The sequence below is a fragment of the Streptomyces sp. NPDC016459 genome (assembly GCF_040632845.1).
Classification (GTDB): domain Bacteria; phylum Actinomycetota; class Actinomycetes; order Streptomycetales; family Streptomycetaceae; genus Streptomyces.
In genome coordinates this window covers 234578-256953 of record NZ_JBEYCR010000005.1, presented here as the reverse complement: position 1 = coordinate 256953, position 22376 = coordinate 234578, and the positions used below count along the sequence as shown (strand labels likewise).

Sequence of the window (22376 nt, the reverse complement as noted above, 5' to 3'; positions counted from 1 at the left end):
GACAGGAAGCTCGACGGGGAAAAGTGCCTCACTCCGAAGAGTGACGATGGTCGGCCGAATCCCCTTCCCCGTCCGCTCCGCCCCGCCTCCGGACCGGAAATCGGACCTCGTTCCGGTCGATCTTCGCCGCGAGCGCGGCCAGCGGGTCGACCCCGAGCACCGCGCAGAACTGGAGCAGATAGGCGAGGACGTCCGCCACCTCGTCCGCCACCCGGTGCGCGGAACCGGGGTCGTCCATCACCCGCTCCGCCTGCTCGGGTGTCAACCACTGGAAGATCTCCAGGAGTTCGGACGCCTCCACGCTGAGCGCGGCCGCCAGGTTCTTGGGCGTGTGGTACGGCTGCCAGTCACGGGCCGCCGCGAACTCGACCAGCCTGCGCTGCAATCCCGGTACGTCGTTGTCCGTCACGTCGTTGTCCGTCACGCGTCCAGGTCTATCACCGTGACCGTCACGCACTCAGATCCACCACCGTCACTCCCGGAGTCCGGAGGGCCACCGCCGCCGCCGCGGCGCCGACCGTCCCGGCGACCCGGATGTGTCCGTCGGCGGCGATGCCCGTGGCGAGCCGGAGCAGTTCGCCCACCTGCCGCCCGTCGAGCGCCCGGTCGAGGCCGTCGGCGAGCAGGGTCAGGGACTGCATGGCGTCGGGCACCTCGGCGAGCCGGTCCATCGCCAGCACACCCGGGCCCGTGAGGAGAGTGAGGGCGAGAGCCAGATAGCGCAGTTCCCCGTCCCCGAGGCGGCCGAGCGGGGTCGCAGGACGGGCCCCTCGTTCGAGGACCGCCCGGACCGTGCCCTCGGGCAGTTCCTGCACTCCGAGCCCGGTGACGGGTCCGGCGCAGCCCGCTCCCGCCACGGCCGCGAGACGGTGATGCCGGCGCGGGCAGTCCGTGTGCGTGCGGTGCAGCACCTCGGCGAGGTTGCCGCAGCCGCGCCGCAGCCGCCCCTCGCCGGGGAGGACGGGGGCCCGCATCCGCTCGGGCCGGGGGTCGCAGGCGAACGCGGAGCACAGCCCGATGACCACCTGCTCGGCGGCGGCGAGGACCTCGAGCTGCCCCGGGGTCTTGCCCGCGACCCGTAGCGGCAGCAGCGCCGTACCCAGGAGGTCGTCGGGGAGCGGCGCCCTGGTGACGGGCGTGGAACCGGCCGTGTGCCACTCGGCCTGGACGGTGGTGCGGCCGGGGTCGCGCAGCGCCGTGGCGAGCAGGGTGCGGCCGCGGCCGGTGAGCCGCTCGCCGACGATACGGAGCCGGGGTTCGGCCTGGACGGCGAGGTCCAGGTGGACCGCGCCCTCCGGTCCGTCGACCGTGCATCCGATCCGAAAACCGCGCCTGCCCTGGGCGTCGGGTCTGGCCCGCTCGGGGACGCAGTCGGCGGCGTCGGGGAACACCTCGTCGAGCGGGTCGCCCGCGGCGAGCCGGGCCAGCGCCTCGTAGGCCCGCAGGGTGGTGGACTTGCCGCTGCCGCTCGGGCCGGCGAAGAGGGTGACCGGTCCCAGCGCGTGCACGGCGGCGCGATGTCCGGCGAACGCGGACAGGCGCAGTTCGGTGACGGCGGGCCGTGGGCGGAGCCGGCCGCCCTCCCGGCCGCCGGCCGCCCCGACCTCGGCCCTCCGCCCTGGCCCGCCCCTCGGCCGGCTCTCCGAGGCGGCCGGACCCCGGGCCTCGGGGACGGAGGCTCGCGGACCGAGGACCCCGGCTCGGGCGGGGGCCACACCTGACGTACTACCTCGGCCGGGGGCCACGCCCGGCGCGCCGCCTACGGCAGGGGCCACACCCGGCCCATCACCTCCGGCAGGGGCCACACCCGGCGCACCGCCTCGGGCCGGGGCCCTGCTCAAGGGCGCTCTGCCGGCGGGGGTGCCGGGAGAAGGCGCGACGGTGGAGGAGTGGTCGAGCGTGAAGCCGCCGGTGAGGTCCATGCCCGGACCGTACGCACGTCGTTCCCTGACGAACCGTTACGCCCAGATGACCTTCCTACGATCGGGGGACGTCGGCGGTCCTGCCGCCGACGCCGTCCTCCTCGTCCTCGCCTTCCGTGCCCTCGACCTCCGTACCGGCCGGGGCGAGCAGAAAGACGTTCCGGTCGACACGGTGCATCACGCTGCCGAGGCCGAAGACCACGCCGCTGCTGAAGTCGAGGATGCGCTTGGCGACCTCGGCGTCGGCGCTCGTCAGGTCGAGGAGCACCGGGATCTGGGCGATGAGGTAGTCGGCTACCTCACGGGCGTCGGCGAAGACCTGCACGCGGAGAACGACCATGCGGCGCTGCTCGGCGGATTCGTACTGCTCGGGATTCGTGCGGTGGTCGACCCTGGACGGCCATTCGTCACGGCCGCGCAGGGGCACGACCTGAGCGAGGCCCTCCCACTGCTCGTCGGTGACGTCGTACCTCTCGTACCTACTCATGGACCCATCCTCCCGCCCCTCACCCGTTCGGCCCAACAGCGACACGAGCTGTCGCCCGGATGGCGGAGCCCTACGCCTCGCGTACCACCCGGTGGCGGAGGAGGACGGAACGGCCGTCGAAGGTCCGGGTCTCCACGGTCTCCAGAACCGTACGGCGTTCCGCGGGGTGGAAGGCCGGGGTGCCGCCGCCGAGGAGTACGGGGTGGACGACGACCCGGTACTCGTCGACGACACCGCGCGCGCCGAGGTGGGCGGCCAGTTCGGCGCCGCCGAAGAGCACCAGGTTCTTGCCCGCCTCCGCGAGCGCAGCCAGGTCCTCGGCGACGTTCTCGGAGACGACGGTCGTGTTCCAGCCGACGTCCTGGCCGGCGAGCGTCCGGGAGACCACGACCTTCGGCGCCTCCCGCCAGACCGGTGCGAAGGCGAGGTCGTGCGGGTCCTGCGAGTACCGCTCGGCGTTCGGCCAGAAGCCGGACATCAGGTCCCAGACCTTCCGGCCGTAGAGGAAGACGGTGTCGCCCTCGATCAGCTCCGCGGTGTACGCGGACAGCTCGGGGCCCATGGCCGGCCAGTCGAACTCGCCGTTCGGGCCGGCGATGAAGCCGTCGAGGGACTGGTGCGCGAAGTGGATGATCCGGCCCATGGGGGTGCTGCCTTCCGGTGACGCGGGCCGCCCCTGCGGCCCGCTCTCGCCCTGTGGTCGGAGTCGGCCGGCGCCGCTCTACATGACGAGGGGCGCACTTCTGGCCGACTTCTTTCAGCCACGCCGACCACGCTGACCACTTCGGCCACCTAAGCCGCTTCGGCCAGGCCACTTCAGCCACGTTGACCGAGCGGTAGGCCCAGGGCATGGCTCACAAGTGCGGTGATCTGGGAGCATGGTGCGATGGATCATGCTCGGCAGACAGTCAGTTCCGGATCGCCACTCGAACCCCGCATCGGTTTTTCCCGGGCCGTCCGCAAGGGGGCGCACGTCGCAGTCGCCGGGACTGCTCCCATCGGGGACGACGGGACGACCGTGGGGCGCGGCGACGTCTATGCCCAGGCTGTCAGGTGTCTGGACATCGCAGACGCCGCACTGAAGGCAACGGGGGCGTCACTGGAGGACGTCGTGCGGACCCGCATCATGCTCACCGACGTGACGCGGTGGGAAGAAGCCGCGCGAGCCCACGGGGAGCGGTTCGCGTCCGTCCGTCCGGTCTGCACCTTCATCGAGGTCTCGCGTTTCATCGATCCCGAATGGCTCGTCGAAGTGGAGCTCGACGCCATCCTCGACTGACTCCCGACGGTGCTGGACACGGCCATTCGCCGACACGATACGGCGAGGTCAGCGCGGGCGGGGGCATGGGCGCAGGAGGGAGAGAGGGGGAAGATCGCGTGGAGGTGGGAGCCCGGCGCAGGAGCAGGTGGGGGCGCTACCTTCCGCCGTCCTTGGCGGTTCGCCCGCGGCCCGGCGGGGTGTCTCGGGCGTCGGCCCACAGGGACCGCACGTGGCCGAGGTGGCGGCGCATGCATGCCTCCGCGCCGCGTGCGTCGCCGGCGAGCATCAGGTCGAGGAGTTCCAGGTGTTCCTCGGCGGAGGAGACGAGCCTGCCCGCCTCGTCCAGACCGGTCAGCCCGTAGAGGCGGGAGCGCTTGCGCAGTTCCCCCACCGTCTCGACCAGGCGTTCGTTGCCGGAGAGGGCCAGCAGCGCGAGATGGAAGCGGCGGTCCGCCTCCAGATAGCCGATGAGGTCGTGCTCACGGGCCCGCGCGACGATCTCCTCGGCCACCGGGCGCAGCGCCTCCAGCTGCTGCCGGTCGGCCTTCCGCGTGACGCGGCCGATGGTGGGGACCTCGATGAGGGTCCGCAGTTCGGTGAACTGGTCGAGGTCCCGTTCGCTGACCTCGGTGATGCGGAAGCCCTTGTTGCGGACGGGTTCGACGAGGCCCTCCCGGGCCAGGTCGAGCATGGCCTCGCGGACGGGGGTCGCGGAGACACCGAGGTCGCTCGCGAGGCCGGGCGCCGAGTAGACCTGACCGGGGCGCAGTTCGCCGGCGATCAGGGCGGCGCGGAGGGCGTGCCCGACCTGGTCGCGGAGCCGTTCCTGCGCCCTGACGAGGCCGTACTGCTTCAGGTCACCCATCGTGCGTCCTCCGAGAAGTCACGGAGGAGCATCGTACAATGTCACGTTTCTCCTTCCGGGAGCGGGAGTTACGGGGCGGGGAGTTGTGAGGGGCCAGGAGTTACGGGCGGCAGGAGTTGTGGGGCGGTCAGAGCAGGAAGCCGGCGGGGAAGGGGTCCTCGGGGTCGAGGAAGTACTGGGCCGTGCCGGTGATCCAGGCGCGGCCCGTGACGGTCGGCACGACGGCCGGCCGGCCGGCGACTTCCGTCTCCTCGACGATCCGTCCGGTGAACTCGGTGCCGATGAAGGATTCGTTGACGAAGTCGACGCCGGGGGCGAGCAGTCCACGCGCGTGCAGCTGCGCCAGTCGGGCGCTGGTGCCGGTGCCGCACGGCGAGCGGTCGAACCAACCGGGGTGAATCGCCATGGCGTGGCGCGAGCGGACCGCGTCGGAGCCGGGCGCCGCCAGGTAGACGTGCTTCACCCCGGCGATGGCCGGGGCCTCCGGGTGGACGGGCCGGTCGGGGCCGGCGTTGACCGCCTCCATGACGGCGAGTCCGGCGGCGAGCAGTTCGTCCTTGTGGGCGAGGCCGAACGGCAGGCCCAGGGAGTCGAGGGTGACGAAGGCGTAGAAGTTGCCGCCGTAGGCGAGGTCGTAGGTGATGGTGCCGTACCCGGGCACGTCCGCCTTCAGGTCGAGCCCGGCCGCGAAGGACGGCACGTTGGTGAGGGTGACCGAGCGGGCCCGCCCGTCCTCGACGCGGACGTCGACGCTCACGAGCCCCGCCGGGGTGTCGAGGCGGACGGTGGTGACCGGTTCGACGACCGGCACCATGCCCGTCTCGACGAGGACGGTGGCGACGCCGATGGTGCCGTGGCCGCACATCGGGAGGAGCCCCGACACCTCGATGAACAGGACGCCGTAGTCGGCGTCGGGGCGGGTGGGCGGCTGGAGGATCGCGCCGCTCATCGCCGCGTGGCCGCGCGGCTCGTACATGAGGAGGGTACGGACGTGGTCCAGGTGCTCGACGAAGTGGAGCCGTTTCTCGGCCATCGTGGCGCCGGGGATCACCCCGACGCCACCGGTGATCACCCGGGTGGGCATGCCTTCGGTGTGGGAGTCCACCGCGTGGTAGACGTGACGGGTGCGCATGGGGTCCCCTTCGGGTCTGCGTGCGGAGGCGTACGGGGGAAGCGGGAACGCGGGTCGGTGGAGCGGGCGTTGAGCTGCGTGGCCCCACGGCCTCTGCCGTCCGACCGGCCGGAACCGGAGGCCCTCGGCGAGGATCGACCTACGCGTGACCCTCGGCGAGGGCCTTCTTCGTCGCCGCGCGTACGACCGCCTCCTGCTCCGGCGTCAGCGGGAGGCGCGGCTCCCGGGTGCGGCCGCCGGTCCGGCCCGCGATGTCCATGGACAGTTTGATCGCCTGGACGAACTCCACCTTGGAGTCCCAACGGAACAGCGGGTGCAGGGACTTGTACAGGCCCACCGCCGTGTCCAGATCCCCGGCCACGGCGGCGCGGTAGAGCGTGGCGCAGGTGCGTGGGAGGGCGTTGGGGTAGCCGGCGACCCAGCCGACCGCTCCGGCCAGGACCAGTTCGAGAAGGACGTCGTCGGCGCCGACCAACAGGTCGAGCCCCGACGCGAGTTCGGCGATCTCGTAGGCACGGCGGACGTCCCCGCTGAACTCCTTGACCGCGACGATGCTGCCGTCGGCGTGCAGGCGGGCCAGCAGGGCCGGGGTCAGGTCGACCTTCGTGTCGAGCGGATTGTTGTACGCGACGACGGGCAGCCCGGCGCCCGCGACCTGCGCGAAGTGGGCCCGTACGGAGCGCTCGTCGGCCCGGTAGGCGTTGGGCGGCAGGAGCAGCACCGAGCCGGCCCCGGCCTCGGCCGCCTGTTCGGCCCAGCGCAGCGCCTCGGCGCCGCCGTACGCGGAGACGCCGGGCATGACCCGGGAGCCGTCCCCGGCCGCTTCGACCGCGGTCCGCACGACCTGGGCGCGCTCCGCGTCGGTGAGGGTCTGGTACTCGCCCAGCGAGCCGTTCGGGACGACGCCGTCGCAGCCCTGGGCGATCAGCCAGGAGACGTGACGCGCGTAGGCGTCGTGATCGACGGAGCCGTCGTCGCGCAGGGGGAGGGTGGTGGCGACCATGATGCCGTGCCAGGGGTGGGCGCGGGGCGCGGGGGCCTGCCCGTTGGCGCTGCGGGATGCGCGGGGCTCGGGGGAATCGTGGGGATCGCCGGGCTCGTGGACCATGGAAGAACTCCCTTGTGTGGTGTGTGACATTTTATTGATGTTGACGCAGGCCGCAATAGCCTCTGTGCGTTGCGGATTTGACGGGCCGTCAGTCGCTGAGCGGGAATTCCGGAAGCTCGGCCAGATGTCGCAGGGGTACGGGGCAGGACAGCGGGCGCCGGTCCGGGGCAGCCTCGGGGGTGCCCGCGAGCGCCGCCACGGCGGACCCGCACGTCCGGCCCTGGCACCATCCCATCCCGGCCCGGGTGAACAGCTTGACCGTACGGGCGTCCCGCGCGCCCAGCGTGTCGACGGCCTCCACGACCCGCGCGACGGGCACCTCCTCGCAGCGGCAGACCTCGGTGTCCTCCCGCAACCAGTCCGTCCATCCGGCGCCGGGCCGGTGCACGGCCCCCATCGCCTCGGCGAAGCCGCGCAGCCGGTCGCGGTGACGCCGGGCGGCGGCCGGTCCACGCGCGTTCCTCACCCTCGGCGGCCTGGCCCCGAGGAGGGACCGGGCGACGGACTCCGCCGCCAACTCCCCCTCCAGTACGGCGAGTCGCGCGCCACCGATGCCGCCTGGCTCCCCCGCCGCCCAGATGCCGGGGACAGAGGTCGACTGGTCGGTGTCGAGGACGAGGGCGGAGGTTCCGTCGGCGGACGTTCGGGTCGCGCAGCCGAGAGCGGTGGCCAGTTCCAACTGGGGGACGAGCCCGTGGCCCACCGCGACCGCGTCGCACGGGATCCGTCGGCCGGTGCCGGGTACGGGCCGCCAGTCCGCGTCGAGTCGCGCCACGGTGACCGCCTCCACACGGTCGGTGCCGTGTGCCTCGACGACCGCGTGGCGGGTGAGGACCCTGACGCCGCGCCGGAGCAACGTCCCTCCGTACGCGGCGCCTTCGGCGAGCTTGGCCGGGTTGCGCAGCACGTGGGGCGCGAAGTACGCGTACCCCAGATACGTCCCGGCCTCGACGACGACCGGGACGCGTGCGCCCGCCGTCGCCAGGGAACCCGCGACCGCCAGGAGCAGCGGGCCACTGCCGGCGACGACGACGCGGCGCCCCGGCAGGACGAGCCCGCTCTTGAGCATGGCCTGCGCTCCCCCGGCGGCGACGATCCCGGGCAGGGTCCAGCCGGGGAAGGGCAGTTGACGCTCGTACGAGCCCGTGGCCAGGAGCACGGCACGGGCGCGTACGGTCACGGCGGTGTCGTCAGCGGTGCCGACCGCGTGCAGCCGCCACACGGGGCCCCCGGGCACCACGGTCCAGACGTGGCACCCCGGGCGGTAGGTGATCCGTCCTGAACGGACGAACCCGTCCAGGGTGGCCGTCCGCCGGGCGAAGGCACGCCAGCCATGGTGCAGTGCGTCCGGGTGGAGCGCGCCGAGTGCGGGCGCCGGATGCCGGTGGTACTGGCCGCCGGGACGGTCCCCGGCGTCGAGCAGGGCCACGCGGAGGCCGAGCCGCGCCGCCTCCACGGTCGCGGCCAGTCCGGCCGGACCGGCGCCGACGACGGCCAGGTCGAACGGTTCGCCTCCGGCATCGTGGTGCGGCTCGGGTCCCGTGTCACACGGTGAGGTCGGCACGGCCGGTCCCTTCCTGCGTCGTGACGGTGGCGCCGGGGCGGGCCGGGGTGAGACAGGCGCGCTGGTTGGGGTGCCCGTCGACGGTGACGAGGCAGTCGTAGCAGCTGCCCATCCCGCAGAAGACACCGCGCGGGGCGCCCGAGACGCGCGTGGTGCGCCAGGTCAGGATGCCCGCGCTCCACAGGGCGGCCGCGAGGGACTGCCCGGCGAGCGCGGGCACCGGCCGCCCGTCGAAGTCGACGGTGAACGCGCCCGAGGCCGCCCCGCCGACCAGGGAACGCGGGGTCCGGGCGCCGAACGCGGGACGGCGTCGTCTCATGGTGCGGTCTCCCGGGGGGTGGGGGTGGGGGTGGGGGTGGGGTCTGGGGCGGAGCCGGGACCGGGGTCCGGGTGGGCTCCGGGGGTGGAGTCGGCGACCACGCAAGGGCCGAGGCCGAGGCCAGGGCCAGGGCCGGGACCGGAGCCGGGACCGGAGCCGGAGCCGAGACCGGAACTGGAGCCGAGACCGGGACCGGAACCGAGTTCGGGGACTGGGCCGGAGTAGGGGTCGGGGACAACCGTGGCGGCGTCGGGAACAACCGTGCCGGCGTCGGGGACAGCCGTGCTGGCGTCGGGGACAATCACGGCGGCGTCGGGGACGGCCGTGCCGGCGTCGGGAACAGCCACGGCGGCGGGGGCAGCCGGGACGGCGGCTTCCGCCGTGAACCGTTCCGGGCGGAACGGGAAGCCGTTCAGGGGCGGTGTCTCCCCCGTCAGTGCCGCCGCCACGAGGAGGCCCGTGGCCGGGGCCAGGCCGATGCCCGCGCCCTCGTGGCCGCACGCGTGGTGGAGGCCCGGGACGCGCGGGTCGGGTCCGATCGCCGGCAGGTGGTCCGGCAGATACGGCCGGAAGCCGTGGTAGGCACGCAGTACCCGCACGTCGGCGAGTACCGGGAAGAGCGCGGCCGCCTGGGACGCGAGCCTGCGCAGGGCCTCGACGGAGAGCGAACGGTCGAAGCCCACCCGCTCCCGGGTGGCGCCGATGAGGACCGGCCCCGCGGGGGTGCCCTCGACGACGGCAGAGGACTGGAGCGCGGCCGAGCCGCTGGCCACGTCGGCGATGTAGTCGGCGGCGTACACCTTGTGCCGTACGACACGGGGCAGGGGCTCGGTCACCAGCACGAACCCGCGCCGGGGCAGCACCGGCAGGTCCGTGCCCGCCAGGGCGGCGACGGCTCCGCCCCATGTCCCGGCCGCGTTGACCACGGCGGGCGCGGCGAGTTCGCGGCGGTCCGTGCGGACTCCGCGTACCGCTCCCGAGGGGGTGCGGAGGATGGCGGTGACCTCCTCACCGAGGTGGACGGCGGCGCCGGAGGCGGCGAGGAGGCGGGCGGCGGCGCGGGCCGGCTGGATCTGGGCGTCCTGCGGGTAGAGGAAGCCGCCCGCGAGACCGTCGGCGAGGTGCGGTTCGAGGGTGCGCAGGGTGTCGCCGGGGACCTCGGCCGCCTCCACCCCCGCGGCCCGCTGGCCCTCGGCGTAGGCGCGCAGGGCCCGGAGCGTGGCGGCGTCGGGGGCCACCACGAGGCCGCCCTTCGTCTCGTACTCCATGTCCTGCGGGAGCGCGGCGGCGAGTTCGCGCCAGAGGCGTACGGAGAGCAGCGCGAGGTCGAGTTCGGGGCCGGGCTCCTTGTCGGAGACGAGGAGATTGCCCTCTCCGGCGCCGGTGGTTCCCCCGGCGACGGGTCCGCGGTCGACGACGGCGACGGCGAGTCCCGCCCGGCCCGCGTAGTACGCGCAGGCGGCTCCGACGACGCCCGCGCCGATGATCACGGCGTCCAGGGTCCGCAGTCTCTTGGGCACGGCAGTAATATGTCACATTCTCTGGAAGGGGAACAGGGTGCGGAGTCCACTCAACTCCGCACCCCGTCCGGTCGGTTGGCTTCGGTCAGCCGCGCAGCGGTCCCTCGCAGTGGTAGCTCGACGTTCCCGCGCGTCCGCCGGTCCAGATGTCGACCGGACCGAAGGAGCAGTTCATGTCGGCGAGGTTGTCCGAGGCCGCGCCCGCCCGGTCGAGGATGAAGTAGTCGACCGTCTCGGACATGTCCTTGAAGACCTGGTCGGCGCTGCCCGCGTTCGCGAGGTTGGCCGTGATGCGTCCGGTGCAGGTGAAGCGGCGTCCGCCCGGCTCGCCGCTCTCCGCGCAGACGGGGGTGCTGGACGTCGCGGCGGCGAAGGAGGCCGCCACGTCGGCGGCCCGGGAGTCCCGGAGCTGTGCGACGGGTGTGAACGTGGTGGCCGGCACGAAGAGCCGGTCCACGTCGGCGATCGCCGCGTCCAGGAAGCGGTCGTAGCCGCGCTGCACCGACGGGTCCGCGCCGAGCCGCTCGCGCCACGCGTCGTACGCGGCGACGTCGTTGCCGCGCAGGTGCTTGTACATCTCGCGCAGCGCGGCCGGCCTGCCGGTCCAGAGGTACTCGAAGAAGGTGCCCGCGTACGCGTAGAAGCGGAAGCCGTCGCCGTCGTACGTGGCGTGCAGGATCTGCCGTACGGTCATGCGCGGTCCGCCGCCCGCCGTGTCGGCGATGACGCCGCGGACGAGGGACTTGCGGACGGCGACGCCGTCGTCGCGGGTGGCCCCGGCGAAGAACTCGGCCGTGCCCTCGTCCATCGCCGTGGTGCGGTCGCCCTGGTACCAGGGGCCCTCGCCGAAGAAACCGGGCACCGCGTACCGGCCGTTGAGGTAGTGCGTGTACTCGTGCCGGAACAGCTCTTCGAGGGTCAGCGAGGAGTCCTGCGGGACGCGCCGCTCGTAGGTGTAGAAGGTGGCGCCGCGCTCGATGTAGATGCCACCGTTGTTCGTGTCCATCCCGGTGAGGATGGGGTGGTACTTCTCGTAGTCCGCGCGCGAGGCGTACAGGACGATGTTCAGGGAGGTGTTGGGGTCGCCCGCCAGCGGCTCCTGGGTGCCGAGCACCCGGTGGAACTGCGCCTTGACCTGCTTGCTCGCGTAGTAGAGCGTGTCGACGGTCGTGCGCGGCAGCCCGGTGCGGACCTTGATCGCGCCGCTGTCGTACGGGTAGGTGTACGGGAAGATCCGGCGCTCGATGTCCGCCTTGCAGACCCCGTACGGGGCGCAGGCCTCGTAGACGTTCAACCAGGAGACCAGCGAGGCCCACGGGGCGCTGCCGGTGCCGAAGGTGGTCTCGACCGGGCCGAGCAGGGCGCCCAGGTCGGCGACGACGGCCGGGCGCAGTCCCTGGATCTGGCCGAAGCGGCCGTACTCGCCCAGGGCGTCACGGGCGACCCAGCTGTTGGCGGTCCCCTTCAGGTGCCCGTACCCCGAGAAGGCCTTGAAGGCGGCGCGGTAGGCGGGGTCGGCGGCGGCCGCCGTGTGGAAGGCGGTGTCCCGGTTGCCGGGGTAGACGCCGAGGTAGTTGAGGGAGAGCGCGGCGAGCGCGGCGCCCGCCCAGGCCGGGTCGAGGTGCGTCGCCGGATGCGCCGCGTCCATCGTCGCGAGTGTCCTGCGGATCAGGGGCAGTTGGTGCTGCCGGAGCCCCGGGGCGCTCGCCGCGTACAGGGCCTCGCGGAGGGTGTCGGCGTTGGTGGGGGTGACGTCGAAGGTGCGCGGGGCCGTGCCGTGGGCGGCGACGGCCCGTCGCACGGCGTCGACTGTCGGGGCGTCGGTGGTGTCGATCTCGTCGCGCGAGAAGTCGTGGTACGCCACCGCGTGGAGGTAGGTGAACATCTCCTCCAGGTGGGAGGAGTTCTTCCCGTCGTGGCCGGGCGCGAGGGTGGTGGCGCGGCGCGCGACGGCCTGGACGTGGGCGTCGGACATGACCGGCGCGAGCCGGGCGTCCCAGGTCCAGACGAGTCCGCGCAGACAGCCGTCGGCGGTCACGGCGGGGTCGGCGAGGAAGTCGGCGAACCGTTCGGGGGTGAGGCCGGTGACCCCGTCGAGGGTGCAGGGCGCGGCGGCGGCCCGCCGTTGCGCTCGTGACGGTCGGGCGGCGGGGTCGGAGACGACTCCGGGTGTCCGGACGGCGGAGTCGGTCGCAGCGGCGCGTGTTCGGTCGGCGGGGTCGGGGGCGGCGCCGGGTATGCGGCCGTCCGTGGCGCCGCCGGGGGCGGGGGCCGGGGCGGCGAGGGCCGGGGGTGCGGACGCGAGCCGGTCGACCTCGTCGTAGGGATGCGGCTGCCACGCGGCGGCCGCGGTCGGTGAAGTGCCGGGTGCGGCGGCCGCGCCGGCGGTCTGGCCGAGCGGTAGGAGCAGGCCGACCGCGAGGGCGGGGGCGAGCAGGGCGCTGCGCACGGATCTGTACTGGGACACCAGAACTCCTGTCGAGGAGGGGGATGTGGGGGTGGTTCCCAGTCAACTCGCCTCACTGTTAGTCGAGTTGACGTTCTTTCCAGCGAAGGTGCGAGCAGTACCATAGTAATGTGAAATTGCACTGACAAGGGGCTGGCGGGATTCCGGCGCAAAGGAAACCGGGGGACCCCCTGGAGGGTCCCCCGGAACGACGGGTTTCTCAGACGCGGTCGGAGGCCGTCTCCGGCGCCGTGACCGTCTCCGGCGTCAGGTGCTCCGGGGACGGCGGGGTCTTCGCCCGGCGCCGTGTGAGGCGGGTGGCCACGGGCTCCGTGAAGCGGGCCGTGAGCGGGCCGATGACGACGAGGATCAGGACGTACGCGGTGGCGAACGGCCCCAGTTGCGGCTGCACCCCCGCGGTGACGGCGAGCCCGGCGATGACGATGGAGAACTCGCCGCGCGCCACCAGGGCGCCGCCCGCCCGCCACCGCCCCTTGGTCCCGATCCCGGCGCGGCGCGCCGCCCAGTACCCGGTGGCGATCTTCGTCAGCGCGGTGGCGACGGCCAGGGCCAGCGCGGGCAGGATCACCGGCGGGATGCTGGCGGGGTCCGTGTGCAGTCCGAAGAAGACGAAGAAGACCGCGGCGAACAGATCGCGCAGCGGGCTCAGCAGCGCGTGGGCGCCGTCGGCGACCTCGCCGGACAGGGCGATGCCGACGAGGAACGCCCCGACGGCCGCCGAGACCTGGAGTTGCTGGGCGATGCCCGCGACGAGCAGGGTGAGACCGAGGACGACGAGGAGCAGTTTCTCCGGGTCGTCGCTGGAGACGAAACGGGAGATGAGGCGCCCGTAACGGACGGCGACGAACAGGACGGCCCCTGCCACGCCGAGGGCGATGGCGAGCGTCGCACTGCCCGCGGCGAGACCGACGCCCGCCAGGAGCGCGGTGACGATGGGCAGGTAGACGGCCATGGCGAGGTCTTCGAGGACCAGGATGCTCAGGATGACCGGGGTCTCGCGGTTGCCCAGGCGCCCCAGGTCTCCGAGGACCTTGGCGATGACCCCGGAGGACGAGATCCAGGTGACGCCCGCGAGGACGACGGCGGCGACCGGGCCCCAGCCGAGGAGCAGCGCGGTCGCGGCGCCCGGCAGGGCGTTGAGGGCGAAGTCGACAAGACCGGCCGGGTACTGGGTCTTGAGGTTGGAGACGAGATCACTCGCGGTGTACTCGAGGCCGAGCATGAGGAGCAGGAGGATCACCCCGATCTCGGCGCCGATGGCGACGAACTCCTCGCTGGCGCCGAGCGGCAGGAGACCGCCCTTGCCGAAGGCGAGCCCCGCGAGGAGGTAGAGCGGTATCGGGGAGAAGCGGAACCGGCCGGCGAAGCGCCCGAGCAGGCCGAGGCCGAGGATGATGGCGCCGAATTCGATCAGGAAGACCGCGGAGTGCACGCCTGCCTCACTCCCGACCGAGAATCGTGGCGGCCGCGTCGACGCCCTCGCGGGTGCCTATGACGATGAGCGTGTCGCCGCCGGCCAGCCGGAACGCGGGCGTCGGGGACGGTACGGCCCCGGAGCGGCGCAGTACGGCGACGATGGAGGCACCGGCGTCGGTACGCATCCGGGTCTCGCCGAGGACCCGCCCGTTCCAGTACGAGTGGGCGGACAGCTCGATGCGTTCGGCGACCAGCCCCAGGTCGGTGGTGTGCAGGACGTTGGGGCTGTGGTGGGCGGGCATCAGCGCGTCGATCAGCGAGGCCGTCTCGGCCTCGGTGAGGTGCAGCGACTGGGCGCAGGCGTCGGGGTCGTCGGCCCGGTACACGTTCACGGTCCGGCTCCCGTCGCGGTGCGCGATGACCGACAGCTGACGGTGCTCCCGGGTGCTGAGGTCGTAGCGGACTCCGATGCCGGGCAGGGGGGTCGTTCTCGTCCGGGGAGCGGGCACAGGGCCGTCGCCTCCTGTCGATCGTGGGCGGTCGTGATGCGCACCCATGGTGTCATCCGTCCGGAACGCCCGATCGGACCGTCGGTAGTCTGGGGTCCCCGTCGGCGCCGGTGTGGGCGTCGGCCCCGTGCCGTGAGGGACGTCGTGATCGAGGAGCTGGTACCCGCGCCCGCGAGCGCCGCGCACGCGTTCCACGACTGCGAGTCGGCCGTCCGCGAGCTGTTTCCCGAAGAGGCCGCGGCCGTCGCGCGCGCCCTGCCGAAACGGCGGCAGGAGTACGCCGTCGTCCGCATGTGCGCCCGGCGCGCGATGAGCGGGCTCGGTGTGGCGGCGGTGGCGCTGGTGGCGGGGGAACGGGGGGCGCCGCGGTGGCCCGCCGGTCTCGTGGGGAGCATGACCCACTGCGCCGGGTACCGAGCGGCGGTGGTCGGCCGGGTCTCCGACTACCGAGGGCTCGGCATCGACGCCGAGCCGAACGCCCCCCTCGACGACGACGTCCTGGAGTTCGTCTCCCTGCCGCGGGAGCGGGCCCGGCTCGTCGAGCTGGCCGCGTCAGCGCCGGAGGTCCGCTGGGACCGTCTGCTGTTCAGCGCCAAGGAGTCGGTGTTCAAGGTCTGGTACCCGCTGACCGGGCGCGAGCTGGACTTCGGGGACGCGGACGTCCGGATCGACCCGGAGGCCGGGACGTTCACCGCGCGCATATCCCTCCCGGACCACGGCCCGGACGGCGACCGTCTGAAGGTCCTCGAAGGCCGCTGGCTCTGCCGCGATGGCCTCGTCGTGACGGCGGTCGCCCTCCGGCGCGCGTAGCCGGTGGCCGTGATCCCGGCGTCGCCCGCCGCGAGCCGGCGCCTCCGGGCCCTCGGCGAGGTGACGCGCGGGGGTCGGACGCGTCGTCGCCGGGGCCCGGAGGGGCCGGGGTCATTCCGCCGGTCGGCCCGTCAGATGTGCGAAGACATCGTCGAGGGTCGGCCTGCGCACGGTGAAGTCGCTGACCTGGATGCCCGCGTCGCGCAGCGCGACGGCGACGTCGGCGACGTCACCGAGACCGTCGTCGAGCTGGATGGCGACCGTGCCCTTGGCGGCGTCCACCGTCGGCACCGTCGTCAGCGCCGGTCCGAGGGCGGTGAGGACCGCTCCCACCTCCGACGGGTCCGGCACCGTCACTTCGAGCCACTCCCGTCCCACCTTGCGCTTGAGGGCGTCGGGGGTGCCGTCGGCGATCACCCGGCCGGAGTCGACGACCGCGATCTGGTCCGCGAGGAAGTCGGCCTCCTCCAGGTACTGCGTCGTCAGGAGCAGGGTGACGCCGTTGTCCACCAGCTCGCGGACCAGTTCCCACAGTGCCATCCGGCTCACCGGGTCGAGACCCGTGGTCGGCTCGTCGAGGAACAGGACGGGGGGCGAGGTGAGGAGACAGCTCGCCAGGTCGAGCCGCCTTCGCATGCCGCCGGAGTAGGTGCGGGCCGGACGGTGGGCCACGGCGGTGAGACCGAAGCGCTCCAGGAGCTCGTCCGCACGCCGGCGCGCCGGACGGCGGCCGAGGTGCAGCAGCCTGCCGAGCAGTGTCAGGTTCTCGTGCCCGGTGAGGATCTCGTCGACGGCCGCGTACTGGCCCGCGAGGCCGATGCGCCGGCGTACCTCGTGCGGCTGCCGGGCCACGTCGAAGCCGGCGACCTCCGCGTGCCCGCCGTCCGGCGCCACGAGCGTCGTGAGCACCTGCACGGTGGTCGTCTTGCCCGCCCCGTTGGGGCCGAGCAGGCCGAGCACCGTGCCGGCGCGCACCTGGAGGTCGATGCCGGAGAGCGCCTCGACGTCCCGGTACCGCTTGCGCAGGCCCTCGGCCCGGATGGCCGTGTCCACCTCTGCCGCCCCCACCGCGCTCAGCGCACCGGGTCCGGGGCCTGCTCCCGCAGGCTGCGCGGGCGCATGTCCGTCCAGTTCTCCTCCACGTACGCGAGTGCGGTGTCGTGGCTGCTCTCGCCGAGCGCGACGGTCCAGCCGTCGGGGATCTGCGCGAAGGCGGGCCAGAGGCAGTGCTGGGCCTCGTCGTTCACCAGGACGAGGAACGTGCCGTTCTGGTCGTCGAAGGGGTTCGGCATGTGGTCACTTCCCATCTGTCGCGGACTCGCGGGTCCGCTCGACTGTGGCAGGGGGCGCTGACACCGGGCTGATGCCGCCGGTGCCGTCCGGGGTGGGACGGTCCAGGCGGACCGGCAGGGCGGTGTAGCCGTACACGAAGTTCGAGTGGAGAAGGCGCGGGTTGCCGAGCAGTTCGATGTGTCCGACCGTGTCCCGCAGGGCGCGGAGCATCGCCTCGACGTGGGTGCGGCCGAGGAAGGCGCCGATGCAGAAGTGCGGTCCGTGTCCGAAGGCCACGTGCTTGTTGGGCGTACGGGCCAGGTCGAAGCGCTCCGGGTCGGTGAAGACGTCCTCGTCGAAGTTGGCGGCGCTGTTCCACAGGGTGACCACGTCGCCCGCGGCGATCGTGCGGTCGCGGATCTCCACGTCGGTGAGGGCGCGCCGGCCGAAGTGCATGGCCGGGGTCGTCCAGCGGAGCACCTCCTCGGTGGCGGTGGCGGTGTCGACGGCTCCCTCCTTCAGCGCCTTCCACTGGTCGGGGTGTTCGGCCAGGGCGATCACGGCGCCGACGGACGACATCCGGCTGGACTCGTCGCCGCCGAGGATGAGGCTGTAGCAGTTGAAGACGATCTCGTCCTCGGTGAGGAGCCGTCCGTCGACGGTGCCGGTGGCCAGGGCGCTGATCACGTCCTCGCCGGGGTGCCGGCGGCGCTGGGCGGCGAGGCCGGAGAAGTACAGGAGGATCTCGTTGCGCGCGAGCCACTCCTCCTCCGCTCCGTGCTCCTCGCTCGTTCGGGAGAGGGTCATCGTGTTCCAGTGGACGAGCTGTTCCCGGTCCCCCACCGGCACGTCCATGAGGTCGCCGATGGTGTTGATCGGGATGTGGTCCGCGAGGTCGACGACGAAGTCGAACGCGCCTCGGTCCAGGGCCCCTTCGAGCAGGTCGGCCGTACGGAGGTTCACGCCCTCCACGACCGGCGCGAGGACGCGGGGCGAGAAGGACTTGAGCATGAGGTTGCGGATCTCGCGGTGCCGGGGTCCGTCGGTGACGGCGAGCATCTTCCCGGACGCCGAGTCCTCGCCCTGGAGCAGGGTGGCGAGGACGTTGCCCCGTTCGGACGTGAACCGCTTGTCGTCCCGGTAGACCGCGACGACGTCGGCGTGGCGGGAGAGCACCCAGAACGGGGGTGCGCCCGGGGTGGCGCGGTGGTGGTGGACCGGCCGTTCGGCGCGGAAGCGGGCCCAGATCGCCCTCAGGTCGGGGCGGGTGAAGGTACGGGGGTCGGTGAGGTCGACGCTGTCGGGGTCGGGGACCTCCGGTCTCGCGGGGTCGGAGGGCTGCGGTGCGGTGGGTCTCATGGGTGCTCCCTTCGGAACACGGCGGAGAGGGGCGGTGGGACCGCGGCGCACGGCGTAGGTGGTGCGTGGAGCGGTGGTGCGGGAACTGCGGTGCAGCGGGATCGCGGTGGTACGAGGGGCGGTGGGGCCGCGGCGCGCGGGCGCCGCGGCCCCGGTCTCACGATGCCGCCGTGCGGAAGCGGCGGAGGCTGAACAGCACGGTGAGGACGAAGACGGCGCCCAGGGAGATGGCGACGGCGAGGGACGCGTGCTCGCCCGGGAAGCTTCCGCCGGCCGCGGTGGGATTGCCCCACAGCTCGCGGGTCCAGGTGACCACGGCGCTGACCGGGTTCCACTCGGCGACCGGGCGCAGCCAGGCCGGCAGCCGGTCGACGGACTGGAAGGCGTTGGACAGGAAGGAGAGGAGGACGGTGACGAGACCCGCGACCACGTTGATCGTCTCCATGTTGCGGGAGAACAGGCCGAGGAGGACGCCGACCCAGAGCATCGCGTACATGAACACGGCGAGCAGGAGGAAGCCGGCCAGCACGGGCAGCGGGCCGCGCTCGGGCCGCCAGCCGAACAGGACGCCGATGCCGGTGACGACGGCGAGCCCGATGAGGCCGACGGCCAGGTCGCCGAGGGTGTGGCCGAGGAGACATCCGCTCGCCGAGCTCGGCGAGCACGGCATCCCGCGACTGCTGCGGCTGTCCCGGACCCACGGGGACCTGATGGAACGGTTCACCGCCGGCCGGTTCTCTGGGCCTCCTTGAGTGGTCGGAGCCACTCAAGACTCTGCAGAGGCGCTGACAGCGGGCTGACGCCTCGCTGATCTCCACCGCCGTCGGCGCCGTTCCGGCGTGCGGACGGCGGGGGGCGGCGGGTGGGCGGCAGGTTGGCCGGCAGGCACGCGGAGGGCGGTCACACGGCGGGGGCGCTCGGAGCGGTCGCTCGGCGGCGGTCGCCGGAAGGGCGGTCGCCGGAAGGGGACGGCGGCGGGGGGCGCTCGGAGGCCGGCGCCCGGAGAGGACGGTGGCGGCGGCGGGGGGGGCTCGGAGGCGGGCGCCCGGAGGGGAGGAGGCGGGGGCGGGCCGGGGCCGCCCGGTTTCAGCTGTTCCTGACGGTGATGTCGCCGTTGCTGGTGCGGACCCCGAGCTCGTACGTGCCGGCCGGGTCGTTGGGCACGTCGATGGTCTGGTCGCCGTTGTTGGAGTCGACAGTCACCTTGTAGCTGGCCCGCGGCACGGTGAGGGTGACGTCACCGTTGGAGGTCTGGGCACGGACGTGGGCCGGGGTGACCGGGGACAGGTTGATCTTGCCGTTGGAGGTCTGGGCCTGGATCCGGTCGCCCTTGATGCCGGTGCCGTTGATCTGGCCGTTGCTGGTCCGCACCTGGACGGTGCCGGTGACCCCGTTCATCTCGATGCGGCCCGAGCTGGTCGTCACCGCGACCGAACCGACCTGGGCGAGGCGGATCGCTCCGCTGGAGACTTCGCCGCTGACCGGGATGCCGGCCGGCACGTCGACGGTGTAGTTGACCGAGCAGCGGTTGCCGCAGCCCCCGAGGACCAGCACGCCGTTCTCGATCCGATGGGTGGCTCCCGTGGGCCGCTCGCCCTGGAACTCGATCTTGCGGTGCAGCGCCAGGGCGCCGTCCTTGACCCCGTTGACGGTGACACCGCCCGAACCGTTGTCGAGGCGCACCGAGGTGATCCTGCCGGAGAGGGTGCTGTCGTCCTCGTACGTCTCCCCCTTGACCATTCCGCAGGAGGCGAGCGACACGACGGCGGTGCCGGACAGGGCGAAGATCCCGAGGCCACGGAGTAACTGACGCATGAAGGTCCCTCAGTTCTGGAGAGTGGCCCGAACGGGCACGAGGTGAAAGCCGGTCCGGGCCCTGGTGGTCCCGGCGCTCTGCGACGCTATCGCACGTGCAACGGAGCGACCATGGGGCAAACCCCCGGGTCCGAACGCGGGCTGACCGTACCTCCGGAGCGGTGACCACGGGCGGTGCGGCGCCCCGCCCCCGGGCCGGTCAGCGGGGTGTCAGCGGGGTGTCAGCGGCGCGGCCCAGCATCGTCCCATGACTGCGGCGACCACCCTGCCCGCGGGCAGAACGCTGGGCGTACTCGGCGGGATGGGGCCCGCGGCGACCGCGGAGTTCCTCCGGCTCCTCGGCATCGACGTGCCGGCCACGAGGGACCAGGAACACCCCCGGATCGTCATGCTCTCCGACCCCTCCGTCCCCGACCGCACCGCGGCGATCCTCGGCGAGGACACCGAGGCGGCCCGGCGCATTCGCAAACACCTGTTCACCCTTGTCGAATGGGGGCCGATCTCCTGGCGATCCCCTGCAACACCGCGCACGCGCTGCTCGACGACATCGCCTCCGAACTTCCCGCACCCCTGGTGGACATCGTCGACGCGGCCCTCGACGAGGCGGTGCTGCTGAGCCCCGAGGGCGGCTGGCTCACGGCCACCACGGGAACCGTGGCCAGCGGCCTGTACCAGAAGCGGGCGGCGACGCGGGGATACCCGCTGCACGTGCCGGGCGACACGGAGCAGGAGCGCGTCCACGCGGCCGCCGGGCTCGTGAAGGCCGGGCGGACCGAGGAGGCCGCCGGCGCCTTCCAGGACGTCGTGGAGTCCCTGTGGCGGCGGCGCCCCCTCCCGGTCCTCGCCGCCTGCACCGAACTCCCGCTCGCCCACCGGGCCTCGGCGCTGCCGCCGGAGTCCATGATCTCCACCCTGCAGGCGCTGTCCCGCGCCTGTGTCGCCGCACTGCTCTGAGGAGGGCCCATGCCGTGGACCCGTACGACCGCACCGCGGGCCTCGACCCCGGTGCGGCTCTTCTGCTTTCCGCACGCCGGCGGTTCCCCCGCTGTTCTTCCGGGGGTGGGGCGGCGCGCTCGCCGAGGCCGAGGTGTACACCGTGTGATATCCGGGGCGCGCCGAGCGCCTGGGCGAGGAAGCGTCGCGCGACCTGTGCGCGATGGCGCGCCTGATCGCGGAGGAGATCGCGAGGGCGGACGACGGGCGGCGGGTCGTCCTGTTCGGGCACAGCATGGGCGCACTGGTGGCGTACGAGGCGGCGGCCGTCCTGGAGGAGCGCGGCGCCCCGGTGCACGGGCTGGTCGTCTCGGGGGCGCGGGCGCCGCACCTGCCGCGCTCCGACGCCCCGGGGGGCCCGGAGGGTGCCCTGCGGACCCTGACCGAACTGGGGCGCACCCCACCGGAGTTGCTGGCCGACTCGGACTTCCGCGCCCTGATCCTGCCCGCGCTCACCGCCGACTTCGCCATGCTCGGCGGCTACGCGCAACCGGACCGGCCGCCGCTGTCGTGTCCCGTCGCCGCGCTCGTGGGGGACGCCGATCCCCGGGTGACCCCCGCGCAGGCCGGGGCCTGGCGGGACGCGAGCCGGGGCGCCTTCCGGCTGCGGACGGTGCCCGGCGACCACTTCTACCTGGCCGCCGAGCCCCCGTTCGACGCGCTCAGGGACGGCTGCCGGGCCTGAGCGCCGCCGGACGCTCCCGGTACATCTCCGCGAGGGGGAAGGCCAGGTCGAGGGACTGGTCGTGGTTGAGGCGGGGGTCGCAGGCGGTCTCGTAGCGCCGGTCCAGGTCCTCGGCGCGGACCTCGTTGCCGCCGCCCACGCACTCGGTGACGTCGTCGCCGGTGAGTTCCACGTGGACGCCTCCGGGGTGGGTGCCGAGGGCGTGGTGCACCTCGACGAAGCCGCGGACCCGTCGAGGACGGCGTCGAAGCGGCGTGTCTTGTGGCCGCTGGGCGCCGTGAAGGTGTTGCCGTGCATCGGGTCGCTGACCCAGCACACCTGGGCCCCCTCCGCGGTCACCTTCTCCACCAGGGTGGGCAGCACGTCGCGGACGCGGTCGGCACCGGCCCGGACCACCAGGGTCAGCCGGCCCGGTTCGCGCGCCGGGTCGAGGCGGTCGATGAGACCGAGGACGGCGTCGGGCGAGGCGGTGGGACCGAGCTTGACCGCGATGGGGTTGGCGACGCGGGAGAAGTACTCGACGTGCGCGCCGTCCAGGTCCCGGGTCCGCTCACCGATCCACAGCAGGTGTCCGCTGGTGGCGTACGCGCGGCCGGTCTCCGCCTCGACGCGGGTGAGGGCGGCCTCGTAGTCGAGGAGCAGGCCCTCGTGGCCGACGAAGAACGATCTCGTCGGCGATTCCTGGACGTCGGGCGGAGACGCCGTGGCGCCGCCCGCCGCCGGTACCGTCGTCTGCCTCGTCCTCATCTTCTGTCTCCAGCTGGGCCATTCACGCCCGGGCGCGCGCCGGGCCCCGGTCCGGCAAGCCCGGCCAGGTAGGCGTGCCCGAACAGCGGGACGGGGTTCAACTCCTCATACGGAGTAGGGGTGGT

General features: G+C 73.2%; 21 protein-coding genes and 2 pseudogenes. 4 read left to right on the top strand and 19 right to left on the bottom strand.

All coding sequences use genetic code 11. The features are described from left to right. Nucleotides 1-28: 28 nt before the first annotated feature. The 4 genes from ABZ567_RS15870 to ABZ567_RS15855 all read right to left on the bottom strand — a co-directional run bounded on the left by ABZ567_RS15870 (nt 29) and on the right by ABZ567_RS15855 (nt 3052). Complete coding sequence (locus ABZ567_RS15870) at nt 29-409, bottom strand: nucleotide pyrophosphohydrolase (protein WP_360789858.1); 381 nt, start codon at nt 407-409, stop codon at nt 29-31. Nucleotides 410-449: 40 nt separating this feature from the next. After that, a complete protein-coding gene (locus ABZ567_RS15865) occupies nt 450-1544 on the bottom strand; it encodes an ATP-binding protein (protein WP_360789856.1) in 1095 nt (364 codons plus the stop codon). Between the two features lie 433 nt (nt 1545-1977). Further along, nucleotides 1978-2409, bottom strand: coding sequence for a cell division protein SepF (locus tag ABZ567_RS15860; RefSeq protein ID WP_360789387.1), 432 nt, complete (start codon nt 2407-2409; stop codon nt 1978-1980). A 70-nt stretch (nt 2410-2479) separates the two neighbouring features. Continuing rightward, nucleotides 2480-3052, bottom strand: coding sequence for a dihydrofolate reductase family protein (locus ABZ567_RS15855; protein ID WP_360789384.1), 573 nt, complete (start codon nt 3050-3052; stop codon nt 2480-2482). A gap of 243 nt (nt 3053-3295) precedes the next feature. Between ABZ567_RS15855 and ABZ567_RS15850 the strand changes: the two genes are divergently transcribed. Further along, nucleotides 3296-3688 (top strand): RidA family protein, encoded by a 393-nt coding sequence (locus ABZ567_RS15850; RefSeq protein ID WP_360789381.1) that lies wholly within the window; start codon nt 3296-3298, stop codon nt 3686-3688. A 136-nt stretch (nt 3689-3824) separates the two neighbouring features. Here ABZ567_RS15850 and ABZ567_RS15845 read toward each other — a convergent pair whose 3' ends face one another. From ABZ567_RS15845 to ABZ567_RS15805, 9 genes and pseudogenes are all read right to left on the bottom strand, one after another. Next, nucleotides 3825-4535, bottom strand: a complete 711-nt coding sequence (locus tag ABZ567_RS15845; RefSeq protein WP_360789378.1) for a GntR family transcriptional regulator — start codon at nt 4533-4535, stop codon at nt 3825-3827. Nucleotides 4536-4662: 127 nt separating this feature from the next. Further along, complete coding sequence (locus tag ABZ567_RS15840; RefSeq protein ID WP_360789375.1) at nt 4663-5667, bottom strand: proline racemase family protein; 1005 nt, start codon at nt 5665-5667, stop codon at nt 4663-4665. Nucleotides 5668-5806: 139 nt separating this feature from the next. Then, nucleotides 5807-6670: a dihydrodipicolinate synthase family protein gene (locus ABZ567_RS15835; protein ID WP_360789853.1), complete on the bottom strand. Its 864-nt coding sequence runs from the start codon at nt 6668-6670 to the stop codon at nt 5807-5809. A 193-nt stretch (nt 6671-6863) separates the two neighbouring features. Beyond that, complete coding sequence (locus tag ABZ567_RS15830) at nt 6864-8339, bottom strand: FAD-dependent oxidoreductase (protein ID WP_360789373.1); 1476 nt, start codon at nt 8337-8339, stop codon at nt 6864-6866. Beyond that, a complete protein-coding gene (locus ABZ567_RS15825) occupies nt 8320-8658 on the bottom strand; it encodes a (2Fe-2S)-binding protein (protein WP_360789370.1) in 339 nt (112 codons plus the stop codon). The genes ABZ567_RS15830 and ABZ567_RS15825 overlap by 20 nt, the downstream gene beginning before the upstream one ends. Nucleotides 8659-9041: 383 nt before the next feature. Beyond that, nucleotides 9042-10178 (bottom strand): annotated as a pseudogene (locus ABZ567_RS15820) (FAD-binding oxidoreductase); the annotation flags it as partial. A gap of 85 nt (nt 10179-10263) precedes the next feature. Further along, nucleotides 10264-12645 carry a collagenase gene (locus ABZ567_RS15815; RefSeq protein WP_360789367.1) on the bottom strand — a complete coding sequence of 794 codons (2382 nt, stop codon included), beginning with the start codon at nt 12643-12645 and terminating at the stop codon, nt 10264-10266. A gap of 199 nt (nt 12646-12844) precedes the next feature. Then, a complete protein-coding gene (locus tag ABZ567_RS15810) occupies nt 12845-14077 on the bottom strand; it encodes a cation:proton antiporter (RefSeq protein ID WP_360789364.1) in 1233 nt (410 codons plus the stop codon). Nucleotides 14078-14084: 7 nt separating this feature from the next. Further along, nucleotides 14085-14570 (bottom strand): TrkA C-terminal domain-containing protein, encoded by a 486-nt coding sequence (locus ABZ567_RS15805; RefSeq protein WP_360789362.1) that lies wholly within the window; start codon nt 14568-14570, stop codon nt 14085-14087. Nucleotides 14571-14702: 132 nt separating this feature from the next. On the opposite strand from ABZ567_RS15805, the gene ABZ567_RS15800 reads away from it, so the two are divergent. After that, entirely contained in the window at nt 14703-15380 is a 678-nt protein-coding gene (locus ABZ567_RS15800; protein ID WP_360789359.1) for a 4'-phosphopantetheinyl transferase superfamily protein, read from the top strand. Nucleotides 15381-15491: 111 nt separating this feature from the next. Here the strand turns inward: ABZ567_RS15800 and ABZ567_RS15795 are convergent, their stop codons facing one another. The 5 genes from ABZ567_RS15795 to ABZ567_RS15775 all read right to left on the bottom strand — a co-directional run bounded on the left by ABZ567_RS15795 (nt 15492) and on the right by ABZ567_RS15775 (nt 19826). After that, nucleotides 15492-16433 (bottom strand): ATP-binding cassette domain-containing protein, encoded by a 942-nt coding sequence (locus ABZ567_RS15795; protein ID WP_360789356.1) that lies wholly within the window; start codon nt 16431-16433, stop codon nt 15492-15494. 20 nt (nt 16434-16453) lie between these two features. Beyond that, a complete protein-coding gene (locus ABZ567_RS15790; protein WP_360789353.1) occupies nt 16454-16672 on the bottom strand; it encodes an MbtH family protein in 219 nt (72 codons plus the stop codon). A 4-nt stretch (nt 16673-16676) separates the two neighbouring features. Next, complete coding sequence (locus tag ABZ567_RS15785) at nt 16677-18011, bottom strand: cytochrome P450 (protein WP_360789349.1); 1335 nt, start codon at nt 18009-18011, stop codon at nt 16677-16679. A gap of 157 nt (nt 18012-18168) precedes the next feature. Then, nucleotides 18169-18735, bottom strand: coding sequence for an ABC transporter permease (locus ABZ567_RS15780; protein WP_360789347.1), 567 nt, complete (start codon nt 18733-18735; stop codon nt 18169-18171). A gap of 362 nt (nt 18736-19097) precedes the next feature. Continuing rightward, on the bottom strand, nt 19098-19826 hold the full coding sequence (locus ABZ567_RS15775) for a DUF4097 family beta strand repeat-containing protein (RefSeq protein ID WP_360789344.1): 729 nt from the start codon (nt 19824-19826) through the stop codon (nt 19098-19100). 489 nt (nt 19827-20315) lie between these two features. Here ABZ567_RS15775 and ABZ567_RS15770 point away from each other — a divergent pair, with 489 nt between their 5' ends. Beyond that, nucleotides 20316-20780, top strand: coding sequence for an aspartate/glutamate racemase family protein (locus ABZ567_RS15770; RefSeq protein WP_360789341.1), 465 nt, complete (start codon nt 20316-20318; stop codon nt 20778-20780). 202 nt (nt 20781-20982) lie between these two features. Further along, complete coding sequence (locus ABZ567_RS15765) at nt 20983-21504, top strand: alpha/beta fold hydrolase (protein WP_360789337.1); 522 nt, start codon at nt 20983-20985, stop codon at nt 21502-21504. Here ABZ567_RS15765 and ABZ567_RS15760 read toward each other — a convergent pair. Then, nucleotides 21482-22167, bottom strand: a pseudogene (locus ABZ567_RS15760) (3-deoxy-7-phosphoheptulonate synthase); the annotation flags it as partial. The gene ABZ567_RS15765 and the pseudogene ABZ567_RS15760 sit on opposite strands and share 23 nt — an antisense overlap. Nucleotides 22168-22376 lie beyond the last annotated feature (209 nt).

Bases quoted from the DNA above. Each gene is read 5' to 3' on its own strand.
- ABZ567_RS15860 (WP_360789387.1), bottom strand. From the start codon at position 2,409: ATGAGTAGGTACGAGAGGTACGACGTCACCGACGAGCAGTGGGAGGGC.
- ABZ567_RS15855 (WP_360789384.1), bottom strand. From the start codon at position 3,052: ATGGGCCGGATCATCCACTTCGCGCACCAGTCCCTCGACGGCTTCATC.
- ABZ567_RS15850 (WP_360789381.1), top strand. From the start codon at position 3,296: ATGGATCATGCTCGGCAGACAGTCAGTTCCGGATCGCCACTCGAACCC.
- ABZ567_RS15845 (WP_360789378.1), bottom strand. From the start codon at position 4,535: ATGGGTGACCTGAAGCAGTACGGCCTCGTCAGGGCGCAGGAACGGCTC.
- ABZ567_RS15840 (WP_360789375.1), bottom strand. From the start codon at position 5,667: ATGCGCACCCGTCACGTCTACCACGCGGTGGACTCCCACACCGAAGGC.
- ABZ567_RS15835 (WP_360789853.1), bottom strand. From the start codon at position 6,670: ATGGTCGCCACCACCCTCCCCCTGCGCGACGACGGCTCCGTCGATCAC.
- ABZ567_RS15825 (WP_360789370.1), bottom strand. From the start codon at position 8,658: ATGAGACGACGCCGTCCCGCGTTCGGCGCCCGGACCCCGCGTTCCCTG.
- ABZ567_RS15790 (WP_360789353.1), bottom strand. From the start codon at position 16,672: ATGCCGAACCCCTTCGACGACCAGAACGGCACGTTCCTCGTCCTGGTG.
- ABZ567_RS15785 (WP_360789349.1), bottom strand. From the start codon at position 18,011: ATGAGACCCACCGCACCGCAGCCCTCCGACCCCGCGAGACCGGAGGTC.
- ABZ567_RS15775 (WP_360789344.1), bottom strand. From the start codon at position 19,826: ATGCGTCAGTTACTCCGTGGCCTCGGGATCTTCGCCCTGTCCGGCACC.
- ABZ567_RS15770 (WP_360789341.1), top strand. From the start codon at position 20,316: ATGGGGGCCGATCTCCTGGCGATCCCCTGCAACACCGCGCACGCGCTG.
- ABZ567_RS15765 (WP_360789337.1), top strand. From the start codon at position 20,983: ATGGCGCGCCTGATCGCGGAGGAGATCGCGAGGGCGGACGACGGGCGG.